Here is a 17,653-nt window from a genome sequence, read left to right as displayed (position 1 = left end):
GAAGGAGACACCATGGCGGTGCGATCGATTTGGCGCGGTGCGATCAGTTTCGGCCTGGTCACGGTGCCCGTCGAGCTGTACAGCGCGACCGAGGACCACACCGTGCACTTCCGGCAGTTCGAACGGGGCACCTCGGACCGCATCCGGTACAAGCGGGTCAACGAACGCACCGGGAAGGAGGTCGACTTCGCCGACATCGTCAAGGGTTACGACCTCGGTGACGGCGAATACGTTCTCGTCGAGCAGGACGAGCTGGACGAGATCGCGCCGGGCCGGTCGCGCTCGATCGACATCGAAGCCTTCGTGGACCTCGACGACATCGACCCGATGTTCTTCGAGAGGAGTTACTGGCTGGCGCCGGAAAAAGAGGAGTTCGGGCAGGCCTACGGGCTCCTGACGCAGGCGCTCGATCGCACGAACAAGGCGGGGATCGCGCGGTTCGTGATGCGCGGCAAGGAACACATCGCGGCGGTCCGCGCCTCCGAGGGCGTTCTGGTGCTCGACACGCTGCTCTTCGCCGAGGACCTGCGTGACCCCGCCCGTGATCTGAAGAAACTGCCGGAGCCGGCCAAGAGCCGCGGCAAAGAGCTCGACATGGCGGTCAGCCTGATCGACTCGATGAGCGAAGACTGGCGGCCGGACGAGTTCCACGACACCTACACCGAGCGGGTCCACAAGCTGATCGACGACAAGAAGGCCGGACGGAAGGTGACCGTCGAGACCGAGCCCGCCGAGCCGACCAAGGTCGTCGACCTGTTCGACGCCCTTGCCCGCAGCGTGGAGTCCAGCAAGAAATCCCGCCGTGCCGAGTCCGGCAAGAAATCCTCTCGCCGCTCGAACGGGCCCGACCTCTCCGAGCTGAGCAAGGCCGAACTGGACCGTATGGCCCGCGAACTCGACATCAAGGGTCGGTCCAAGATGTCACGGTCCGCGCTGGAAAAGGCCGTACGCGACGCCGGTCCCGGTCGCCGCCGCGCGTCCTGACCCGTCGTGGGAGGGACTACTCTTCCCCGCCTGGCTTGACCTCGGGCCAGGTGAGCACGGTCGATCCCCAGGTCAGGCCGGCGCCGAAGGCGGTCATCAGGACTCGATGACCCGGACGAAGATTTCCGTCTTCACAGGCATGAGCCATCGCCAGCGGAATCGACGCCGCGCTCGTGTTCCCGGTGTGGTCGATGTCGACCACCAGCCGTTCCTCCGGCAGGCCGAGCTGCTTCGCCGCCGACTTGAGGATGCGGAGGTTGGCCTGGTGACCGATGAACCGGTCCACCTCGTCGATCGTCATTCCGGCACGGTCCAGCACAGCGCGTGCGGACTCGCTCATCCGCGCGCAGGCATGCCGGAACACCGCGGTGCCCTGCATGGCGAGGAAATAGTCGTGATGCTCCTCCGCCGTGCGCTGCTTCGCCCCACCGGCGGGGACCATCAGCAGGTCGGCGTGTTCGCCCTCGCTGTGCAGGTCGAACGGCCCCAACGCGCCCGGTTCCGCGTCGGACCCGGCTCGCAGCACGACGGCACCCGCGCCATCGCCGAAGATCGGCACCGTGGTGCGGTCGTCGGGGTCGCACATCCTGCTGAACGTGTCGGCACCGATGACCAGCACCTTGCCGGCTATCCCGCCCGCGATCAGCCCGGCGGCGGTGGCGAGTGCGTAGATGAATCCACTGCACACCGCGTTGACGTCGAGGGCGGCGATCCCGCTCAACCCGAGACCGGCCGCCACCTGCGGCGCGCTCGCCGGGCACAGGTGGTCGGGCGTGGCCGTGGCCAGCACGAGCGCGTCCACGATGTCGGAACCGGCGCTGCGTAACGCATTTCCCCCGGCGCGAACCGCCATGTCCACTGTGGACGTTTCGGGGCCCGCGATATGCCTCGTCCGGATCCCGGTCCGGGTACGAATCCATGCGTCGGAAGTGTTCAGTCGTTGTGCGAGCTCGTCGTTGTCCACCACCCGCGGCGGCAACCAGGCACCGAGCCCGGCGAGGACCGCGGACCGCCCCTTCGTCATAAACCACTTGTATGGCCTACCCCTGGGTAGACCGGTCGGTTGTGTTCCAGCTCACTAATCACAGGGCTCCCGCGTACTGGGCCGCGGAGCACAGCGCCTGGCCGTACTCGCTCGTGCAAACGCTCGTGCATCACGCCGCGGCCCGGTCTGGACCTTATGGAGGCCGCACACACCTTCCCTTTTTCGCACGGAGCGTGACCGTTCTTGGTTACTATGCGAAGGTGCCTGCCGTTGACCTGGACGATCTGGACCACGCGATTCTCCGAAGACTCCAAGAAGACTCACGCACCATCGCCGAAACGATCGGCGCGCAGGTCGGTCTGTCCGCCGCCGCGGTCCAGCGCCGGATCAAGCGGTTGCGCTCCGCCGGCGTGATCGCGCGCGAAGTGGCCGTGCTCGATCCGAAGGCGGTGGGCATCGCCATGACGTTCGTCGTCGCCGTGGAGATGGAGCGCGAGCAGCTCGACGTGCTCGACACCTTCCGCAAGCAGGCACTGGGCGACTCCGCAGTGCAACAGTGCTACTACGTAACGGGGGCGGCCGACTTCATCCTTGTCGTCCAGTGCCGCGGAATGAGCGAGTTCGACGCGTTCACCCGGCGGATGTTCTTCCAGAACGGGGAAGTCCGGCATTTCACCACCAGCGTCGTGATGGATCGGGTCAAGGTCGGGCTCGCGCTCCCCTTGGACAGCGGCTGACTGCGCACCGCTGTTACAGATTGCGCGCATATACACCGGATCGCGTGAAAGTTCGACGGCGCGCATCATGATCGACCGCCGCTTACGTCTCACTGGCTGTCCGTCCAGTTCGCGCTCGCGCGAACCATGTCCGCGAGGAGGGGGCACGTGAACAGCGATGCCGTAACCCAGAGCCAGTTCGTCTCGCTGAACGGCTCGACCGCACCTGTCCTGTCTCGACTGTCCTATGTGGGCAGCGAGCCGTTCGCCGTCAACATCGCGTTCCGCACCGAACACGGCCGGTGGGTGGAGTGGACCTTCGCCCGCGACCTGCTCGTGACCGGACTGTCCGAACCCGCGGGGATCGGTGACGTCCGGGTGCACCCGGACCTCGCCGCGGACCAGGACATCTTGATCCTCGAGATCGAGTCGCCCGACGGGTACGCCCTGGTCGAGGTCGAACGCGAGGACGTGGAGCGGTTCATCGACGCCTCCGCCGAGATCGTCCCGATCGGCGCGGAAAGCGACTCCTTCGACCTCGACGCGTTCATCGACGAGATCACCAAGGTCTGATCCGGGTACCGTCCTCCGCGTGGCGAATGGGGGCTCTTCGCGGTTACCGTCGATCCGGTGGAACCGCAAGGAGTGGTAGGGCCCGCGTGGCGCCGACAGACGCGGAGCGAGCACCGATGGCTGGCGGTGGTGGTGGTCCTAGCCACCATCGCGCTGCAGAGTCTTCTGCCCAGCGAGTTCGTCTTGCGGCCGGGGTGGCTGTTGCCGGGCTTGTCGACACTGCTCGTGGTCACCTTGCTGCTGATCAATCCCGGCCGGATCGGGAAGCACGGCCGGATGGAGCGGACCGTCGCCTTGTTTCTCGTGGCCATGGTCAGTGCGACCAACGCCGCGTCAGCCGTTCAACTGGCGGAGGGCATCCTGCGGGCGACGATCACCGATCACCCGACCTCGGTCCTGGTGAGTGCGGGCATCGTCTACTGGACCAACATCGTGGTGTTCTCCCTGTGGTACTGGGAATTGGACCGTGGCGGACCGGCACGCCGCGCGAGCGGGACGGAACAGCATCCCGACTTCGTGTTCCCGCAGATGAGCGATCCGGAATTGGCCGGAAAGGACTGGGAACCGACCTATCCGGACTATCTGTACCTGGCCTTCACCAACGCCACGGCGTTCAGCCCCACCGACGTCATGCCCTTCCGGCCCTGGGCGAAGGTTCTCATGATGGTGCAAGCCGTGATCTCGCTGCTGCTCGCGCTGCTCGTGGTGGCCTGGGCGGTCAGTGCGCTCAAGTCCTGACCGGTCACCTACCGCAACGACCAGGAGTTCACAAACCGCTGGAACTCATCGAACGCGGCGCGCACGGTGTCCCGGTCGGTTCGAACCATGGTGCCCGGCAAGGGGGTTCGGGACCGAGAGCTGGGCGACGGCGTGCTGGAGGCCCGCGGAGGGCCATCCCGTCGCACGCTGCCGACGGTTTGCTTGTTCGGCGGCTTGGGGGGTGGGGGCGTCACCGTGACAGGCGGATTCGGCACCTCAGGCGTCTTCACGGGAGCAGGGGCGGGGCCCTGGTCGCTCGCTTTGGGTTGGTCCTGCTCGGTCGCGACGCCCACGGCGACGGTGGGAGCGTTCTGCTCGGCATGCCGGTAGCCGAAGGTTCCGCCGCCAATCCAGCCAAGGGCGAGGCACGCCGCGGCCGCACCCGTGAACAGCACCCGGCGTCGAGCCCGTCCCGCGATGGAACGGCGCACCTCAACCTCATCCAAGTGGATCGACTGGAGGCGTCGAGCGCTCGCCTCCGGAACCACCTCGTCGTCCAGCAGGACAAGATGGCGGGCGACCGGTGACACTGAGTCGGCCGGAGGCGCACTTGCTGCGACAATTCCGGTACGGTCTGCCAACTGTATTGCCGTCACGATGTCGCCCGACCTGCCGCGCAGGACTGCGCGCCTCATGAACCATCCTCCATCGGCACCGAGTGGCTATGTCCCGTACCTCGCGCCGACTGATTGTCTTTCGATCCGCATCCCAGCCAAACGAGGCCCGGCCGAAGCTACCAGCATGCGTCGAGCAAAGTTGCTGAGAAAGTCTCACTTTCCCTCGTATACGCGGAAGTTGACTCGATTGGGTGAAGACTAGCGAAGGCGTTCCAGCGCAGCGTAACGATCGAGCTCACTCTGGTGCGATAGATGGATGACGGTGGCTGTACTCACCTCCCCGGATGGCACCCGTTTCCCAAGCCCAGGCAGCTATGCCTACCCGGTTACGCGCCTGCAGCTTGCGTTGGACGTTGGCGACGTGCGTCTTAATCGTTCCTTCCGTGACTCCCAACTCTCCGGCGATTTCCGCATTGGTTTTCGCCTGGGCGATCAGGCATGTGACGTCGAGCTCCCGCTCTGTCAAATTGGCTTGCGACCGGGAAATCCGGCCGGTGAGAGGAAGGCGGCGCAGCAGACGGATCGTGAGCTCGGGACTGATCAGCACATCGCCGGCGACCGCGGCGCGGACGCCTTCGATCAGCAACCCGGGACCGGAACGCTTGAGCAGGAAACCGCACGCGCCGCTCCACAGTGCGGTGTAGACGTATTCGTCCAACTCGAATGTCGTGATCACGACGACACGCAGCGGTTCGTCGACCTCCGGGCCGGCCAGTTTCCTGGTCACGACCAGCCCATCCTGACGCGGCATCCTGACGTCGACCAGAACGACATCGGGGCGTCGCAGTCGGGCGAGTTCGACCGCGGCCACACCATCGGCCGCCTCGCCCACCACACGGAGGCCAGGCTGTGACTCCAGAATGCGCCGCAGATTACGGCGAACCGGTTCATGGTCGTCGGCGATCAGAATCGTGATCGGCTTGTTCATTCGATCCCCCTCCACTCAGTCGGTCAGCGCAGGTCCGGTATCACCGCGCACACGAACCAGCCCTGCGGTATCAAGGGCCCGGCGCTGAACGACCCACCCAGCGTCTCGACCTGCTCGGCCAGGCCCGGCAGACCGGACCCACCCTGCCCGCTGCGGCTGAGCGACCGAGAGGCAGGACGGTGCTCGCCGTCGTCGGTCACGCTGACCACGAGATTTCCCCCTGTCCTCGCAACCCGAATCCGAACGACAGTCACCGAGGACGCATGCCTCCGCACATTGGTGAGGGCCTCCACGACCAAGCGATGGGCAACCGCTGCGGCTTCGGGACCTGTGTCGTCGACCTCCACCATGTCAAGGCTGACACCCACCGGACCTGCCACCGAAAAGCGGCGCACCACCTCACGCAGGTCCGCGAGGCGCAGCCGTTCCGGTGAGGAGGAGCCGGCACACTCGCCCGCACCCCGCATGAGCCCGATCGCGCGATCCATCGCGTCCAGCGCCCGCACGCCCGCCTCTTCGATTCGCATGAGCGCGGCCCCGTGCCCGGCCGGATCCCCGCCGTCGACACGCGCGGCCTGCGCCTCCAGCACGATGCCGGTGACCTCGTGCGCGAGCCAGTCGTGGAGGTCCCTCGCCAGTTGAAGCCGCTGTTCCCGGCGAGCGGTGGCCACAGACCGGTTCCTGGATTCGTCCAGATGGCGCAGGTACATGCCGACCGCGGCCGCGCACATCACCAGCACTGCCCAACAAGAACACATGCTGATGACGGTCGCCGATCCCGAAAACGTCGGCATGTCGCTGATCCGCGATGGGGAGGCGACGATCGCCGCGCCCACGATCAGACCGACGGGCAACAGCACGCGTGTCGGTGCGGTACGTGCTACCTGGACGACGATGACAAGGCTGAAAGCGGTTTCCATCAGAAGCCATCGGATCGGCGTCGCAGTACCGGCGACGTGATTCGTGACGGTGGCGACTGCCGAGACTCCGGCGGCCACCAGCGCGCCGGCCGAGACCACCCAAGGTCCGCGCGGCCTTTGGATCGCTCCCGCCGTCGCCGCGATCACCGCGGTCACGGCGGCCGAGGCAGGCAACAGGGATACGCGAGGGAGTCCGGCGAGCGCGCACACGGCCACCGCGACGACCGCGAACAGGGACCGGACGCGAAGAAAATCGCGGTACCCGCCACGCTCCGCGTGGCGCCCGCGCGGCACGGAAGGTATTCCCGTGCGGAAGGAAACTCGGCGCTTGAGCACGGCAAAAGAATGGCCTGTTGTCGCGGTGCCCACATCTTCGCTCCTCATCGCTGGTCGGTCCGTCCCATCCTGCCTGCCCGGCGGTCGGGAAGACCATCTGCCAAAAGACAGATCTTTGGGTCCAGCTTCCGCCAAGAACACCCAATCGAGCTACGAACACAGGTTCGATAATTCTGTAGGCTGGCGGTGCGGCCGGGTCAGGCCGTACCCCCAATCCACCCCGAGGCTGAGGAGTTCCTGTGGTTTTCCTGTCCGAGAATGCGAAGAGTGGCTCGATGTGCTCATCTGGAAGGCATGAGGAGCCTCCGCCCGGTCTCGATCGTGCTGAGCTTCGTTCTGCTGGCCGTCGTGGCCGCCCTGCCCGTGCCCGCCAGCGAGGACGGACCACGCCCATCCCACTACGGCCGGACCGGTCCCCCGGACGTCAGCCAGGTGAGTTCGACGAAGATCGACTCGGCCTCGGTCTCACCGACGGTCGGGGCGCTGTTCGTCGACGGTTCGCACTACTGCTCGGCCAGTGTGGTGCACAGCCCGCGCGGCGATCTCGTCCTGACCGCGGCACACTGCATCCACGAGGGCGACGGCGGCGACTACCGGACCGGCGTCACGTTCGTGCCGGGTTATCACGACGGTACGGCTCCCTACGGTGTGTGGACCGCGACCCAGCTCATCGTGGACCACCGCTGGGCGGACTCGTCGGATTCGGACCTCGATGTCGGCTTCCTCGTGGTGCACCAGGCGGGCAATCCTCGCCCGCTGGAAAGCGAAACGGGAGCGAACCAGCTGGGCACCAATCACGGGTTCGTCAACACGGTCGTCCTGTCGGGATACTCCGACGACAGCGAAGAACCGACGGCCTGCCGGAACGTCACCGGACGACAGGACTCCTACCAGATGCGCATCGACTGCCCGGGTTTCCAGGACGGCACGAGCGGTGGCCCGTGGGTGACCGGAGCCGCGTCGGCGAGCGACGTGGGCACCGTCATCGGCGTCATCGGGGGCTACCAGCTGGGTGGCGACTCGCCCGACGTGTCCTACAGCAGCTACTTCGACGACGACATCGCGGCCTTGTACGCCGAAGCGGCCGACAGCTGACGGCATGGGCGGTGGCACCAAGAACGGCGCAGGCGGTAAGTCATCCGCGGGCGTGTGTTCCGTCCGGGTTCGGAGGGTGCTCACGGGTGATCATCGGCGGTGAGCCGATCGTCAGCACGGGCGGCTTCTCGGCGTACCGCTCGATCTCGACGAGTACGTGCTGCCCGGTACAACCCTGCGAAAGCCGGGACGAAGGCACGTCGGCGGTGAGCACATTCGGATTTCCGTGGACGCAGAGAGACCCGAGCGGATCGAACCACGCGCCGGTGGGCAACTGGACGACACCGGACCGTGAATCCGTGGTGAGCAGCGCCCCCGCCAGGCAGGCACCGCGCTCGTTGAACACGCGGACCAGGTCACCTTCGGCGATGCCACGCGCTGCGGCGTCCGCCGGGTGGATCCGGATCGCCTCGCGGCCGGCGACCTTGCCCGCCTGGCTGACGGCGCCACCGTCGAGTTGGCTGTGCAGCCGGGTACTGGGCTGGTTGGCGATCAGGTGGAGCGGGAAGCGGGTGGCGCGTGCGCCACCGAGCCACTCCCGCGGTTCGAGCCACACCGGATGCCCTGGACAGTCGGCATAGCCGAATGAGCGGACATGCTCGGAGGTGATCTCGATCTTCCCGCTCGGGGTGCGGAGCCGATGGCGCACCGGGTCCCGCCGGAACTCCGCGAACAAAGTCCGGTCCGCGTTTTGCGCGGGTAACCGATATTCGCCGGCCGACCAGAATTCGGCAAAAGCAGGTACTTCCACTCCTCGCGAAAGGAGGCTCTGACGCCACTCTCCATAAAGATGTTCCAGCCAGTCGCGGGGCGTCCGTCCCTCCGTGAACCGCTGTCCGATCCCGAGCCGTTCCGCCAACCCGCTCAAAATGGCGTAGTCGTCGCGCGCCCGCCCATATGGCTCCGCCACCCGGTGCATCGCGATGAGGTGGGTGTCGCGTCGTCCGGAACCGAAATCCTCCCGCTCGAGCGGAACGGTGGCGGGCAGGACGAAATCGGCGTGACGGGCGGTCGCGGTCCAGAACGGATCCTGCACGACGACCGTGTCGGGTCTGGTGAAAGCGCTGCGCAGCCGGTTCAGATCCTGATGGTGGTGGAACGGATTGCCCCCGGCCCAGTAGACAAGCCGGATATCGGGATAGGTGCGCCGAGCACCGTCGTAGTCGTACTGCTCGCCGGGGTTGAGCAACAGGTCGGCGATCCGGGCGACCGGGATGAACTGCCGGACGGGGTTGGCGCGCCGGGGCAGGAACGGCACGCGGAGGTCGGGACCGGTGTCGCCGATCTCCCCCATCGAACCGTAACCGTGGCCGAAACCTCCTCCGGGCAGGCCGATCTGGCCGAGCATCGCCGCCAGTGCGATCGCCGCCCAGACGGGTTGCTCGCCGTGCTCGATGCGCTGGAGGGACCAGGTGACCGTGATGAACGTCCGTGACGACGCCATCCGGCGGGCGAGGGCGACGATGTCCGCGGCGGGCAACTCGGTGATGGCGGACGCCCACTCGGCGTCCTTCACCACGCCGTCCGCGGCGCCGAAGAGGTAGCGCTCGAACTCGTCGTAGCCGACGCAGTACCGGTCCAGGAAGTCCGGATCGTGGAGGCACTCCGCGGCAAGAGTGTGGGCGAGGGCGAGCATGAGCGCGGTATCGGTGGCAGGACGGATCGGATACCACCGGGCGTGGAGGCCGGCGGGCAGATCGGCACGGAGCGGGCTGATCAGTGCGACCGGAACGCCACGTTCGCCGAGCCGGCCGAGGAAGCCGGGGGTGTGGTGACGAGTGACGCCGCCCGGCGTGACGAACACGTTCTTCTCTGGAACGCCACCGAAGGCGACGAGGAGTTCGGTGTTCGCCACGATGGTCGGCCAACTCGATGCCTTCCGCAGCACCTCGTCGGCGCTGCCGACGACGTGTGGCAGAAGCACGGCGCTGGTACCGGTGCTGTAGGTGTTGCGCGACGAAGTGAAGCCGCCGAATGCGTTGAGGAAGCGGTGGAGCTGACTCTGCGCGTGGTGGAACCGGCCGGCGCTCGCCCAGCCGTAGGAACCACCGAAGATCGCCTCGTTACCGTGGGCGTCGCGGACCCGGCGGAGTTCGGCGGCGAGCAGATCGAGTGCTTCGTCCCACTCGACCTCGACGAATTCGTCGTGGCCGCGGGCCTGGTCCGGACCGGGCCCGCGCTCGAGCCAACCGCGGCGGATCGCGGGTGCGGCGACCCGGGTCGGATGACGCAGCGAGCCGGGCAGGTTACCCAGCAGCGGCGAAGGCGACGGATCCGAGGGATGAGGATTCACTCGCAGCCGTCCCTCGGCGTCGAGGCCGGCGGAGAAGGCGCCCCAGTGCGAGGTGCTCGGCGTGACGTCCATGTCTTCAGGTCTACAGGGAGGTTCGACGTATGAGAGTGTGATTCCATGGAGAGGAACGTCCGGACAGCGTTGACCGAGAAGGCGTTCGGCGGCCGGATGCCCTCGCGTGCCGGCGATCTCGTGGTCGAGTCGCACGGCATCGCACCCATCCCACAGGCCAACCGGTTCGGTCGGCCGGCCCGGCTGCTCACCGTGTTCTTCGCGCCGAACCTCACCATGACCGCGGTGTTCTCCGGCACGTTGGGCGCCGCCCTCGGTCTCGGCTTCGGTACTGGGCTGATCGCCCTGCTGGCCGGCACGGTGCTCGGGTCGATTCCGGTCGCGTACCTGGCCACATGGGGTCCGTTGACCGGCACGGCACAGCTTCCGCTGGCCCGGCTGCCGTTCCGCCGCGGTGTCGTCCTGCCCGGCCTGGTCCAGTGGTTCAACTCGATCGCTTGGGACGCGCTCGTCGGGTTGTTCGGCGGAGACGCGCTGGCGCAGCTCAGTGGGTTGCCGTTCTGGCTGGCGGTCGCGATCGTGCTGGTACTCCAATGTGCCGTCGGGGTGCTGGGCTACGAGGTGATCCACCGGGTGCAGGCGGTGATGACCGCCGTGATCGGCGTCTTCTTCGTGGTCCTGACGATCCGGCTGCTGAACGGGCACACGATCGTCTTCGCGAACACCGCCTCCGGCGCCGACCTCGCCGGGGCGTTCGTCCTGTTCAGCACGATCGCGTTGAGCCTGGCGATTTCCTGGGCCAGTTACGCATCCGACTTCAGCCGCTATCTTCCGCCGACGACATCGCGGCCCCGCGCGTTCGTCTACACGTTGCTGGGCCTGACCCTGTCCTTCGGTTGGGGTGAAGCACTCGGGCTCGCGGCGGGCCGAACCCTGGCCGACCAGACGACCGCGGGCATCAGCGCATTGCTCGGTGGCGGTGCGCTGGGCGCGATCGCGCTGGCGGTCATCGCCCTGACCGCCGTTTCGTCGAACGCGATGAACGACTACAGCGGTTCTCTGGCCCTGCAGACGGTCGGTGTCCGTCTGCGCCGGCCCCTGTCGGCCGTGGTGGTCACGGTGATCGCGTTCGCGCTCATCCTCTGGATGCACAGCGGTGAGCTGTCATCGAAGTTCGAGGACGTCCTGCTGTTGATCGGGTACTGGATCCCGCCGTTCGTCGGCGTCGTCGTGCTCGACTGGTGGGTCAGGACCCGCCTCGGTGTGCGATTCGACGTGCTGGAGGAGGTCTCGCGCCCGCAGCCCGGCTGGCCGGCGCTGATCGCGTTCGTGGCCGGATGCGCGGCTGTCGTGCCGTTCATGAACACGACCATCTACACGGGGCCGGTGGCTTCCGCCCTGCACGGTGCGGACATCGCCTACTACGTAGGCCTGGTCGTGTCCGGGATCGTTTACCTGCTGATCAGGAAGGTTCTCCGGACATCGACGTCATGACCGATCGCCGCCGGCTGCCAAGGCAGTGTCCGCATCGGGCCGCCGGTCACGCCTCACCGGGCTCGGGTCCGGTGGCGACGGGGCGATCGGCGTCGGACGACCACTGCGACCACGAGCCCGGATACAGCGCCGCTTCGATACCGGCGATGGCGAGCGCGGCGATTTCGTGCGCCGCGGTCACTCCCGACCCGCAATAGACCCCCACGGCCCCGTCGCCGGCCCCCAGTCCACGGAACCGTTCGGCGAGCTCGGCCGCGGGCCGGAAGCGGCCCCCTGCGCCGAGGTTCTCGCCGGTGGGCGCGCTGAGCGCGCCTGGAATGTGGCCCGCGCGGGGGTCCACCGGTTCCTGTTCGCCGCGGTACCGTTCGCCCGCGCGGGCGTCCAGCAGGACACCCGTGCGGGGTAGCGCCGCCGCGTCTTCGACGGTCAGGACGGGCAGGTGTCCCGGCTTCAGGACGACATCGCCAGGTTGCGGGCTCGACCCGAAACCGCTTTCGAGTGGCCCGGTCCAGGCGGCCAGACCGCCGTCGAGGAGCCGCACGTCGGCGACGCCCGCCCACCGGAGGAGCCACCAAGCCCGCGCCGCGGCCAGATTTCCGTTGTCGTCGTAGACCACGACCCGTGAGTTTTCCCGTACGCCCCAGCGCCGCGCCGCCGTTTGGAGATCATCGAGCGCCGGAAGCGGATGCCGTCCCTCCGCCGGAGCCGGCGGGCTCGCGAGTTCGGTGTCGAGATCGACGTACACCGCGCCGGGGATGTGGCCGTCGAGATAGTGCTGATGGCCATGCGGATCACCGAGTGCCCAGCGGACGTCCAGCAGCACCGGCGGGTCCTCGGACTCCATTTGCCCGGCCAGTTCGCCGGCGGTGATGAGCACACCGCCTGGCGAGGAGACCTCCCGTGCCGCCTCTTCGAGTTCGCGCCGCAACTCGTCGGCGTCCATCGAGCCAGGACGCTCACCACGCTCGGCGGCCAGCGAAAGCCGACGTTGCACCAGAGCGTTCAGCGGGGTCGGGACACCGTGAAGGCGGCCGAGCAGCACGATTTCGCCGTTGAGGAAGTCGACTTCGACCGACCCCGCACCTCTCACCATGCTCTGCCACGTCGAAGTTCCGCGCCGCGCGCGGCCCCCGGTCTCGACCGCCTTGACGACGGAAAGGTCCACATCGGACTCGTTCCGGAGGTCGGCCACACCGATGCCGGCGGCGGCGAACACACGAAGGCCCTCGTCACGCAGTTCGTCCACGATCGACTTGACCTGTTCCCCGCAGAGCGCGTCAACCGCGTTGACCAGGTTGCTCAGCAGCTTGCCTGCCTTCCACCGGGACAGGTCGGTGACGACACGCACCACGAACTCGGCACGCCGGAAGTCCTCCGCGATGGCGTCCACGCGCGGGTTCCGGCCGTCCGGATACGTGCCGAGCCAGAAGATGCCAGGAGCCCGGGCACCTTCGGCGCTGACCTCCCCGGGTGTGAGATAGGTGGCCGGAAGCCAGATCGAAGCACCGAAAACGCTGCCGAACCGCCGCAGCGCGGCACGTTCGCTCTCCAGGCCGTTCTGGAGACTCACCAGGGGCAGATCGGCCGCGAGGCCATCGCCCGCCGGACGCCACGACCACTCGCGCAGCACGTCCTCGGTATGCTGAGCCTTCGTGGCGAGGACGAGAACGTCGTCGGCGGTCAGCTCCACCTCGCGGGAATCCGCCGCGACCGGTAGGTGAACCCGCCGTTCGCTTTCCGGCCGGAGGTAACGCAGGCCGTCTTCGCGGATGGCTTTCCCGTGCTCGCCGCGCGCTATCAGCACCACGGAAATCCCCGCCAGGTGCAGTTGCGCCGCCACGGTCGAACCCACCGCCCCAGCGCCGATGATGACGTATCGCATGGCGCCCATCCTGCCTCGCGGGGTTGCGCCGTGCACCAGGTAGTACCGCGTACCGGCTCCCTTACTCGAAGCCGCACGAAACGAAAACGTGATCACCGGGCGAGATCCGAGCGCATATCCTGCACGTCTCGGTGGTAGCAGGACCACATCGGATTTCTGGGGAGAAACGCGTGAAGAGGATCTTGGCGTCGCTGGGCGGGCTGGCCGTGACGGCATTGGTGGCCGCATGCTCCCCGGGCACGACGAACACCGCGGCGACGGCTCCGCTTCCGGTGCCTCCCAGCACGACCGAGTCGAGCAGCACACCCCCGCCCACGACGAGCACGCCGCCTCCGGAGACGTCGTCCCAGCCTCCGGCGACCTCCTCGAAGCCCCCGGCGACGACGCCGAAGCCGAAGCCGTCCGTGACGCCGGTGCGCAACCCGGCGGTGCCGTGCGCGATCACGAGCGGTGCCTGTGTGGACCTGTCGGCCAAGAAGGCGTGGCTGCTCGAGGGCGGTCAGATCGTCTACGGGCCGGTGCCGATCACTTCGGGCCGGAGTGGATATCCGACGCCGGTGGGCATGTTCCACGTGCTGTCCAAAGAGAAAATGCACTACAGCACGGAGTTCGACAACGCCCCGATGCCGAACTCGGTGTTCTTCTATCCCGGCGACGCGTTCCACACCGGAAGCCTCTCCACCCCGTCGCACGGCTGCATCCACCTGTCCAGCACCGCCTCCCTGAAGTTCTTCACGGTGCTGCACGTCGGCGATCCGGTTCAGGTAGTCCACTAAGGACTGTCAAGAAAGTTCGGCGCGTAACTCGCTCAGCAGTTCCGACCGGCTGGAGGCGCCGAGCCGCTGACGCATCCGCGCCATGTGGTGTTCGACGGTCTTGGCCGAGATGAACAGCCGGTCGCCGACCTGCTTGTAGGTCAGCCCGGCGATCACGAGTTCGGCGACCTGGCGTTCCCGGTCGCTCAGCCGGGCGGGTCCCGGCCCGGACGTGGGTTCGCGACCCTGAAGCACGCGGGCGCAGTCGAGCAGGTTCACCATCGCCTTGCGATCCGTGGTGCGGATGGCGGCCTGCCCGGCCAAGCGCGCTCCGTCCCAGCGCAGGCCGGCGTCGTGCAGGCCCCTCGCCGCCTTCTCGACCTCCGTCGGGTCGACATCTCCGCCGAGTACCTTCAGCCAGCATTGGGCCGCGTCGGCCATCACGCCGAAATAAGGGCCCGCGCCGGCACCGGCGGCCAAGGCCGTGACGTGCTCGGCGGCCTCGTCATACTGCTCGGCGAGAATCGCGGCGTGCAGTCCGCTCCAATGCAACGCGGTCGCCCACAGCGGGGGGTCACCGAGCGCTGCCAGGAGGTCCCGTGCCTGCCGGAGATGCGGCGCGAGCCGGTCACGCTCCCCCAGTCGCGCGGCCGCCACCTCGAACTCGCCGAACGGCAGGAACGTGAACAGGTCGACCGGCTGACGGATCACCGCCTCCCGGGCCTGCCCCCAGATCTGACGCAGCTCCGCCACGTCACTCGCGCGGCGTGCCAGCCCGACCCGCAACCCCACCGCGAACAGCCAGTCCCTCGGCGCGAGTTCCTCCCCGGCGGAGCGCAGCCGCGTCGCCGCGAGTTCCTCTTCCCCGCGCACCATCGCTATCCAGGCCAGAAGCAAGGTATGCCGTGCGACCAGCGAGCCGGACTCGATCGCCCGTCCCAGCAACGGTTCCGCGATCGACAGCTCGCCGCAGTTCAACGCGACCAACGCGCCGAGCGCGGCGGGGGTGTCCGGAAGCAGCATGCGTGCCGAAGCCGGCTGGAGCATCTCGGCCGATCGGACCAAAGTGGACAGTGCGACGGCGGGCTGCCCGGCGACCGACTCCACCACTCCGCGGGCGGCCGAGGACACCGCGCCGGACAACAATGTCGGCGGACCGTCCATGCTGGACTCTTCGAGCAGTTTCTCGGCTTCGGCGAGCCGCCCGGTGCCGACCAGCCCGATCGCGGCGAAGCAGTTCGAGGCACCGGTGTCCGACCACTGGAACAGTTCCGCGCTCCGCGCGAGCTGGCCGCGGTGGGCGAGCGCCGTCCCGGCGACCCGGGCGCCTTCGGCGCGGTCCGGCGCGTGCTCGGTGGCGATCACCTGGTCGGCCAGCCGCAGCGCGTCGTCGAAGTCGCCGGCCTGCGCCGCGGCTTCCGCCCAGCGTGCGCCGACCGCCCGGTCGGGCATCAGCTCCCGCAAGGCGCGTGCGACAAACGGCAGGACCGTCCCGTCGGCGGCGAGCAAACCGGCCGCGCGGGCCGCTTCCCGGGTATCGCCGGGGCAGTCGGCGCCGGTGTCGAGCGCGAGGAGATAGCGGACGACGTCTTCACCGAGAAGGTCCAGTTCCCCCCGGAATCCGGACAGATCGGGTTCTTCGATCAGCCGCCGGACGAAACCCGGCACGCCACCGGTCTGGGCCAGAACGAAGTCGGGCGAGTGCGCGGCGTCGACCCGGCGCAGGAACTCCGCCGTCCTGTCGCGGTCGAAGGGACGCAGCACGAGTTGGCCTCGCAGCCGCCCGAGAATCCGGTTCAATCCGGCGGAGCGCGGATACGGCCGCGCGGCGATCACCAGGTCGGCGCTTTCGTCGTCGAGAAAGCGCAGCAGCTCGTCGAGTTCCTCCTCCCGGAGGAGGTGGGCGTCGTCGACCAGCCGGAGTCCTTCCCTGGCGAGGTGATCGAGCACGGCGGTCTTGCCGTAGCCACCTGGTGCGACCATCGCGAGCCGGACGGGCGAGAGTTCGCCGGACCGGATCGCCGCACACAGTTTTTCCGTGGGCTCGTCCAACAGGATCACCGACGGCCTCCCTTGACGAACCGGCGCTTGGGCGGTTCCAGCGGCGTCAGCACGACTGGTGGGCGGGGCGGAGCCGGCTCGGCATCGTATACCTCATCGACGTCCAGTTCCGGAAGAGCCTGCACGCGCGGCACCAGCGCGGTGGACTCCGGCGGTGCCGGCGCGGGCGGCCGGGCGGCCAGCGCCGCGCCACGGCACACGGCGGTCTCCGGATCGGGATCGACCACGACACGGCAATCCTGTGCCTCGGTGGCGAGTTCGGCGGCCAGCGGAATACGGGCCGTGCCGCCCGCCAGCAGCACGGTGGGAACCGGGTCGTAGCGGCGCAACTGAGCCAGCGACGCCGCCAGCAACGGCCGGATCAGGCGTTCGAACTCCGCTCTGGTGACCCGCTTCAGCTCTTTGCCCATCGGAATGGTGACCTCGGGCGCGGTGGAGAGCATCTCCTTCGCCCGGACGCAAACAGCACGATCGACCCCCGCACCGACATGGTCGGCGAGAACATCGTCGATCGCGGCTCCCGCGAACGGCTCGGCCGGTTCGCCGAACGCGACCATCTCGAACGCCGCCGGTCCACGCCGCAGCACCGCGGTGTCCACGTGCTCGCCACCCAGCCGGCAGACAGCCATGATCGTTCCCGTCTCGACACGCTCACGGACCAGATGACTCTCGCCGGCGGCCACCGGGCTGGGCAGAAGCAGCACCCCGGGCATGCCGGCGTCGTGCAGCGCGCCATGGAGCAGACCACGTCGATAGGGGCCCCAGCCCGGCGGATGAGTCAGGGCGATCCGCTCGGGTTCCTCGCCCTCGATCTCCGCCACCTGGTCGACCACCCAGCCCGCCGCGGCGGCCGCGAGCGCCTCGGGTGCATACAGTTCGTCACCCAGCAGGAGCGGAACGTCATCTCCCACCCGGCGCAGGAACCCGTGCGCCACCCGATGCGGTTCGGCTGTAACGCCCGCGCTGTCCAGACCGATGTGAACTGTGGTGTCCGCCGCCACATGCAGGACGGAGTCGGCCAGACAGACCACCTGGGGCTCGGCCCAGGAAGCCCCGGCACGGCGGCAGATCGCCGCCGAGACACGGGTGCTCCCGATGTCGATTCCCACCACGTAGCGCATAGGCACCCATTCGTACCAGTGTCACCCAATGGGGCTACATCCCCTAATCCCCTAACGATCCGCTGACCGTTTGGTGATCACCAACCCGGGCGGATCCCCGATGTCCGTCCTTCGTCGGTGTC

16 protein-coding genes are annotated in these 17,653 nt (G+C 67.9%); 8 read left to right on the top strand and 8 right to left on the bottom strand.

What is annotated here, in order from left to right:
* The first annotated feature begins 12 nt into the window (after window positions 1–12).
* Complete coding sequence (ku, locus tag ACFSXZ_RS18095) at window positions 13–984, top strand: non-homologous end joining protein Ku (protein WP_378266190.1); 972 nt, start codon at window positions 13–15, stop codon at window positions 982–984.
* 16 nt (window positions 985–1,000) lie between these two features.
* On the opposite strand, the gene ACFSXZ_RS18090 is transcribed toward ku, so the two are convergent.
* The gene (locus ACFSXZ_RS18090) at window positions 1,001–2,008 is read right to left on the bottom strand and encodes a beta-ketoacyl-ACP synthase III (protein ID WP_378266189.1); all 1,008 of its coding nucleotides are present in this window, start codon (window positions 2,006–2,008) and stop codon (window positions 1,001–1,003) included.
* Between the two features lie 221 nt (window positions 2,009–2,229).
* On the opposite strand from ACFSXZ_RS18090, the gene ACFSXZ_RS18085 reads away from it, so the two are divergent.
* The 4 genes from ACFSXZ_RS18085 to ACFSXZ_RS18070 all read left to right on the top strand — a co-directional run bounded on the left by ACFSXZ_RS18085 (window position 2,230) and on the right by ACFSXZ_RS18070 (window position 4,544).
* The gene (locus ACFSXZ_RS18085) at window positions 2,230–2,706 is read left to right on the top strand and encodes an Lrp/AsnC family transcriptional regulator (RefSeq protein ID WP_378266188.1); all 477 of its coding nucleotides are present in this window, start codon (window positions 2,230–2,232) and stop codon (window positions 2,704–2,706) included.
* A gap of 147 nt (window positions 2,707–2,853) precedes the next feature.
* Complete coding sequence (locus tag ACFSXZ_RS18080) at window positions 2,854–3,258, top strand: SsgA family sporulation/cell division regulator (RefSeq protein WP_378266187.1); 405 nt, start codon at window positions 2,854–2,856, stop codon at window positions 3,256–3,258.
* 57 nt (window positions 3,259–3,315) lie between these two features.
* On the top strand, window positions 3,316–3,996 hold the full coding sequence (locus tag ACFSXZ_RS18075) for a hypothetical protein (RefSeq protein WP_378266186.1): 681 nt from the start codon (window positions 3,316–3,318) through the stop codon (window positions 3,994–3,996).
* A 341-nt stretch (window positions 3,997–4,337) separates the two neighbouring features.
* A complete protein-coding gene (locus ACFSXZ_RS18070) occupies window positions 4,338–4,544 on the top strand; it encodes a hypothetical protein (protein ID WP_378266185.1) in 207 nt (68 codons plus the stop codon).
* A 325-nt stretch (window positions 4,545–4,869) separates the two neighbouring features.
* Here ACFSXZ_RS18070 and ACFSXZ_RS18065 read toward each other — a convergent pair whose 3' ends face one another.
* Together ACFSXZ_RS18065 and ACFSXZ_RS18060 are read right to left on the bottom strand one after the other, a co-directional pair.
* Window positions 4,870–5,562, bottom strand: a complete 693-nt coding sequence (locus tag ACFSXZ_RS18065) for a response regulator (RefSeq protein WP_378266184.1) — start codon at window positions 5,560–5,562, stop codon at window positions 4,870–4,872.
* Window positions 5,563–5,585: 23 nt separating this feature from the next.
* On the bottom strand, window positions 5,586–6,818 hold the full coding sequence (locus ACFSXZ_RS18060; RefSeq protein ID WP_378266183.1) for a sensor histidine kinase: 1,233 nt from the start codon (window positions 6,816–6,818) through the stop codon (window positions 5,586–5,588).
* Between the two features lie 294 nt (window positions 6,819–7,112).
* Between ACFSXZ_RS18060 and ACFSXZ_RS18055 the strand changes: the two genes are divergently transcribed.
* Entirely contained in the window at window positions 7,113–7,913 is an 801-nt protein-coding gene (locus tag ACFSXZ_RS18055) for a trypsin-like serine peptidase (RefSeq protein WP_378266182.1), read from the top strand.
* 40 nt (window positions 7,914–7,953) lie between these two features.
* Here ACFSXZ_RS18055 and ACFSXZ_RS18050 read toward each other — a convergent pair whose 3' ends face one another.
* Window positions 7,954–10,278, bottom strand: a complete 2,325-nt coding sequence (locus ACFSXZ_RS18050; RefSeq protein WP_378266181.1) for a molybdopterin-dependent oxidoreductase — start codon at window positions 10,276–10,278, stop codon at window positions 7,954–7,956.
* Between the two features lie 45 nt (window positions 10,279–10,323).
* Here ACFSXZ_RS18050 and ACFSXZ_RS18045 point away from each other — a divergent pair, with 45 nt between their 5' ends.
* Window positions 10,324–11,712 carry a purine-cytosine permease family protein gene (locus tag ACFSXZ_RS18045; RefSeq protein ID WP_378266180.1) on the top strand — a complete coding sequence of 463 codons (1,389 nt, stop codon included), beginning with the start codon at window positions 10,324–10,326 and terminating at the stop codon, window positions 11,710–11,712.
* A 46-nt stretch (window positions 11,713–11,758) separates the two neighbouring features.
* Here ACFSXZ_RS18045 and ACFSXZ_RS18040 read toward each other — a convergent pair whose 3' ends face one another.
* Together ACFSXZ_RS18040 and ACFSXZ_RS18035 are read right to left on the bottom strand one after the other, a co-directional pair.
* Window positions 11,759–13,594: a rhodanese-like domain-containing protein gene (locus ACFSXZ_RS18040; RefSeq protein ID WP_378266179.1), complete on the bottom strand. Its 1,836-nt coding sequence runs from the start codon at window positions 13,592–13,594 to the stop codon at window positions 11,759–11,761.
* Between the two features lie 61 nt (window positions 13,595–13,655).
* The gene (locus tag ACFSXZ_RS18035) at window positions 13,656–14,069 is read right to left on the bottom strand and encodes a hypothetical protein (RefSeq protein WP_378266178.1); all 414 of its coding nucleotides are present in this window, start codon (window positions 14,067–14,069) and stop codon (window positions 13,656–13,658) included.
* On the opposite strand from ACFSXZ_RS18035, the gene ACFSXZ_RS18030 reads away from it, so the two are divergent.
* The gene (locus ACFSXZ_RS18030; protein WP_378266177.1) at window positions 14,053–14,370 is read left to right on the top strand and encodes a L,D-transpeptidase; all 318 of its coding nucleotides are present in this window, start codon (window positions 14,053–14,055) and stop codon (window positions 14,368–14,370) included. The genes ACFSXZ_RS18035 and ACFSXZ_RS18030 overlap by 17 nt on opposite strands.
* A 6-nt stretch (window positions 14,371–14,376) precedes the next feature.
* On the opposite strand, the gene ACFSXZ_RS18025 is transcribed toward ACFSXZ_RS18030, so the two are convergent.
* Together ACFSXZ_RS18025 and ACFSXZ_RS18020 are read right to left on the bottom strand one after the other, a co-directional pair.
* Window positions 14,377–16,410, bottom strand: a complete 2,034-nt coding sequence (locus ACFSXZ_RS18025) for a LuxR C-terminal-related transcriptional regulator (RefSeq protein WP_378266176.1) — start codon at window positions 16,408–16,410, stop codon at window positions 14,377–14,379.
* On the bottom strand, window positions 16,407–17,531 hold the full coding sequence (locus ACFSXZ_RS18020; protein ID WP_378266509.1) for a hypothetical protein: 1,125 nt from the start codon (window positions 17,529–17,531) through the stop codon (window positions 16,407–16,409). The genes ACFSXZ_RS18025 and ACFSXZ_RS18020 overlap by 4 nt, the downstream gene beginning before the upstream one ends.
* Window positions 17,532–17,653 lie beyond the last annotated feature (122 nt).

This window comes from Amycolatopsis pigmentata, from assembly GCF_042684065.1.
Classification (GTDB): Bacteria; Actinomycetota; Actinomycetes; order Mycobacteriales; family Pseudonocardiaceae; genus Amycolatopsis_E; species Amycolatopsis_E pigmentata.
The sequence above is the reverse complement of the archived record's forward strand: the minus strand, read 5'-3'. Positions and strand labels throughout refer to the sequence as shown.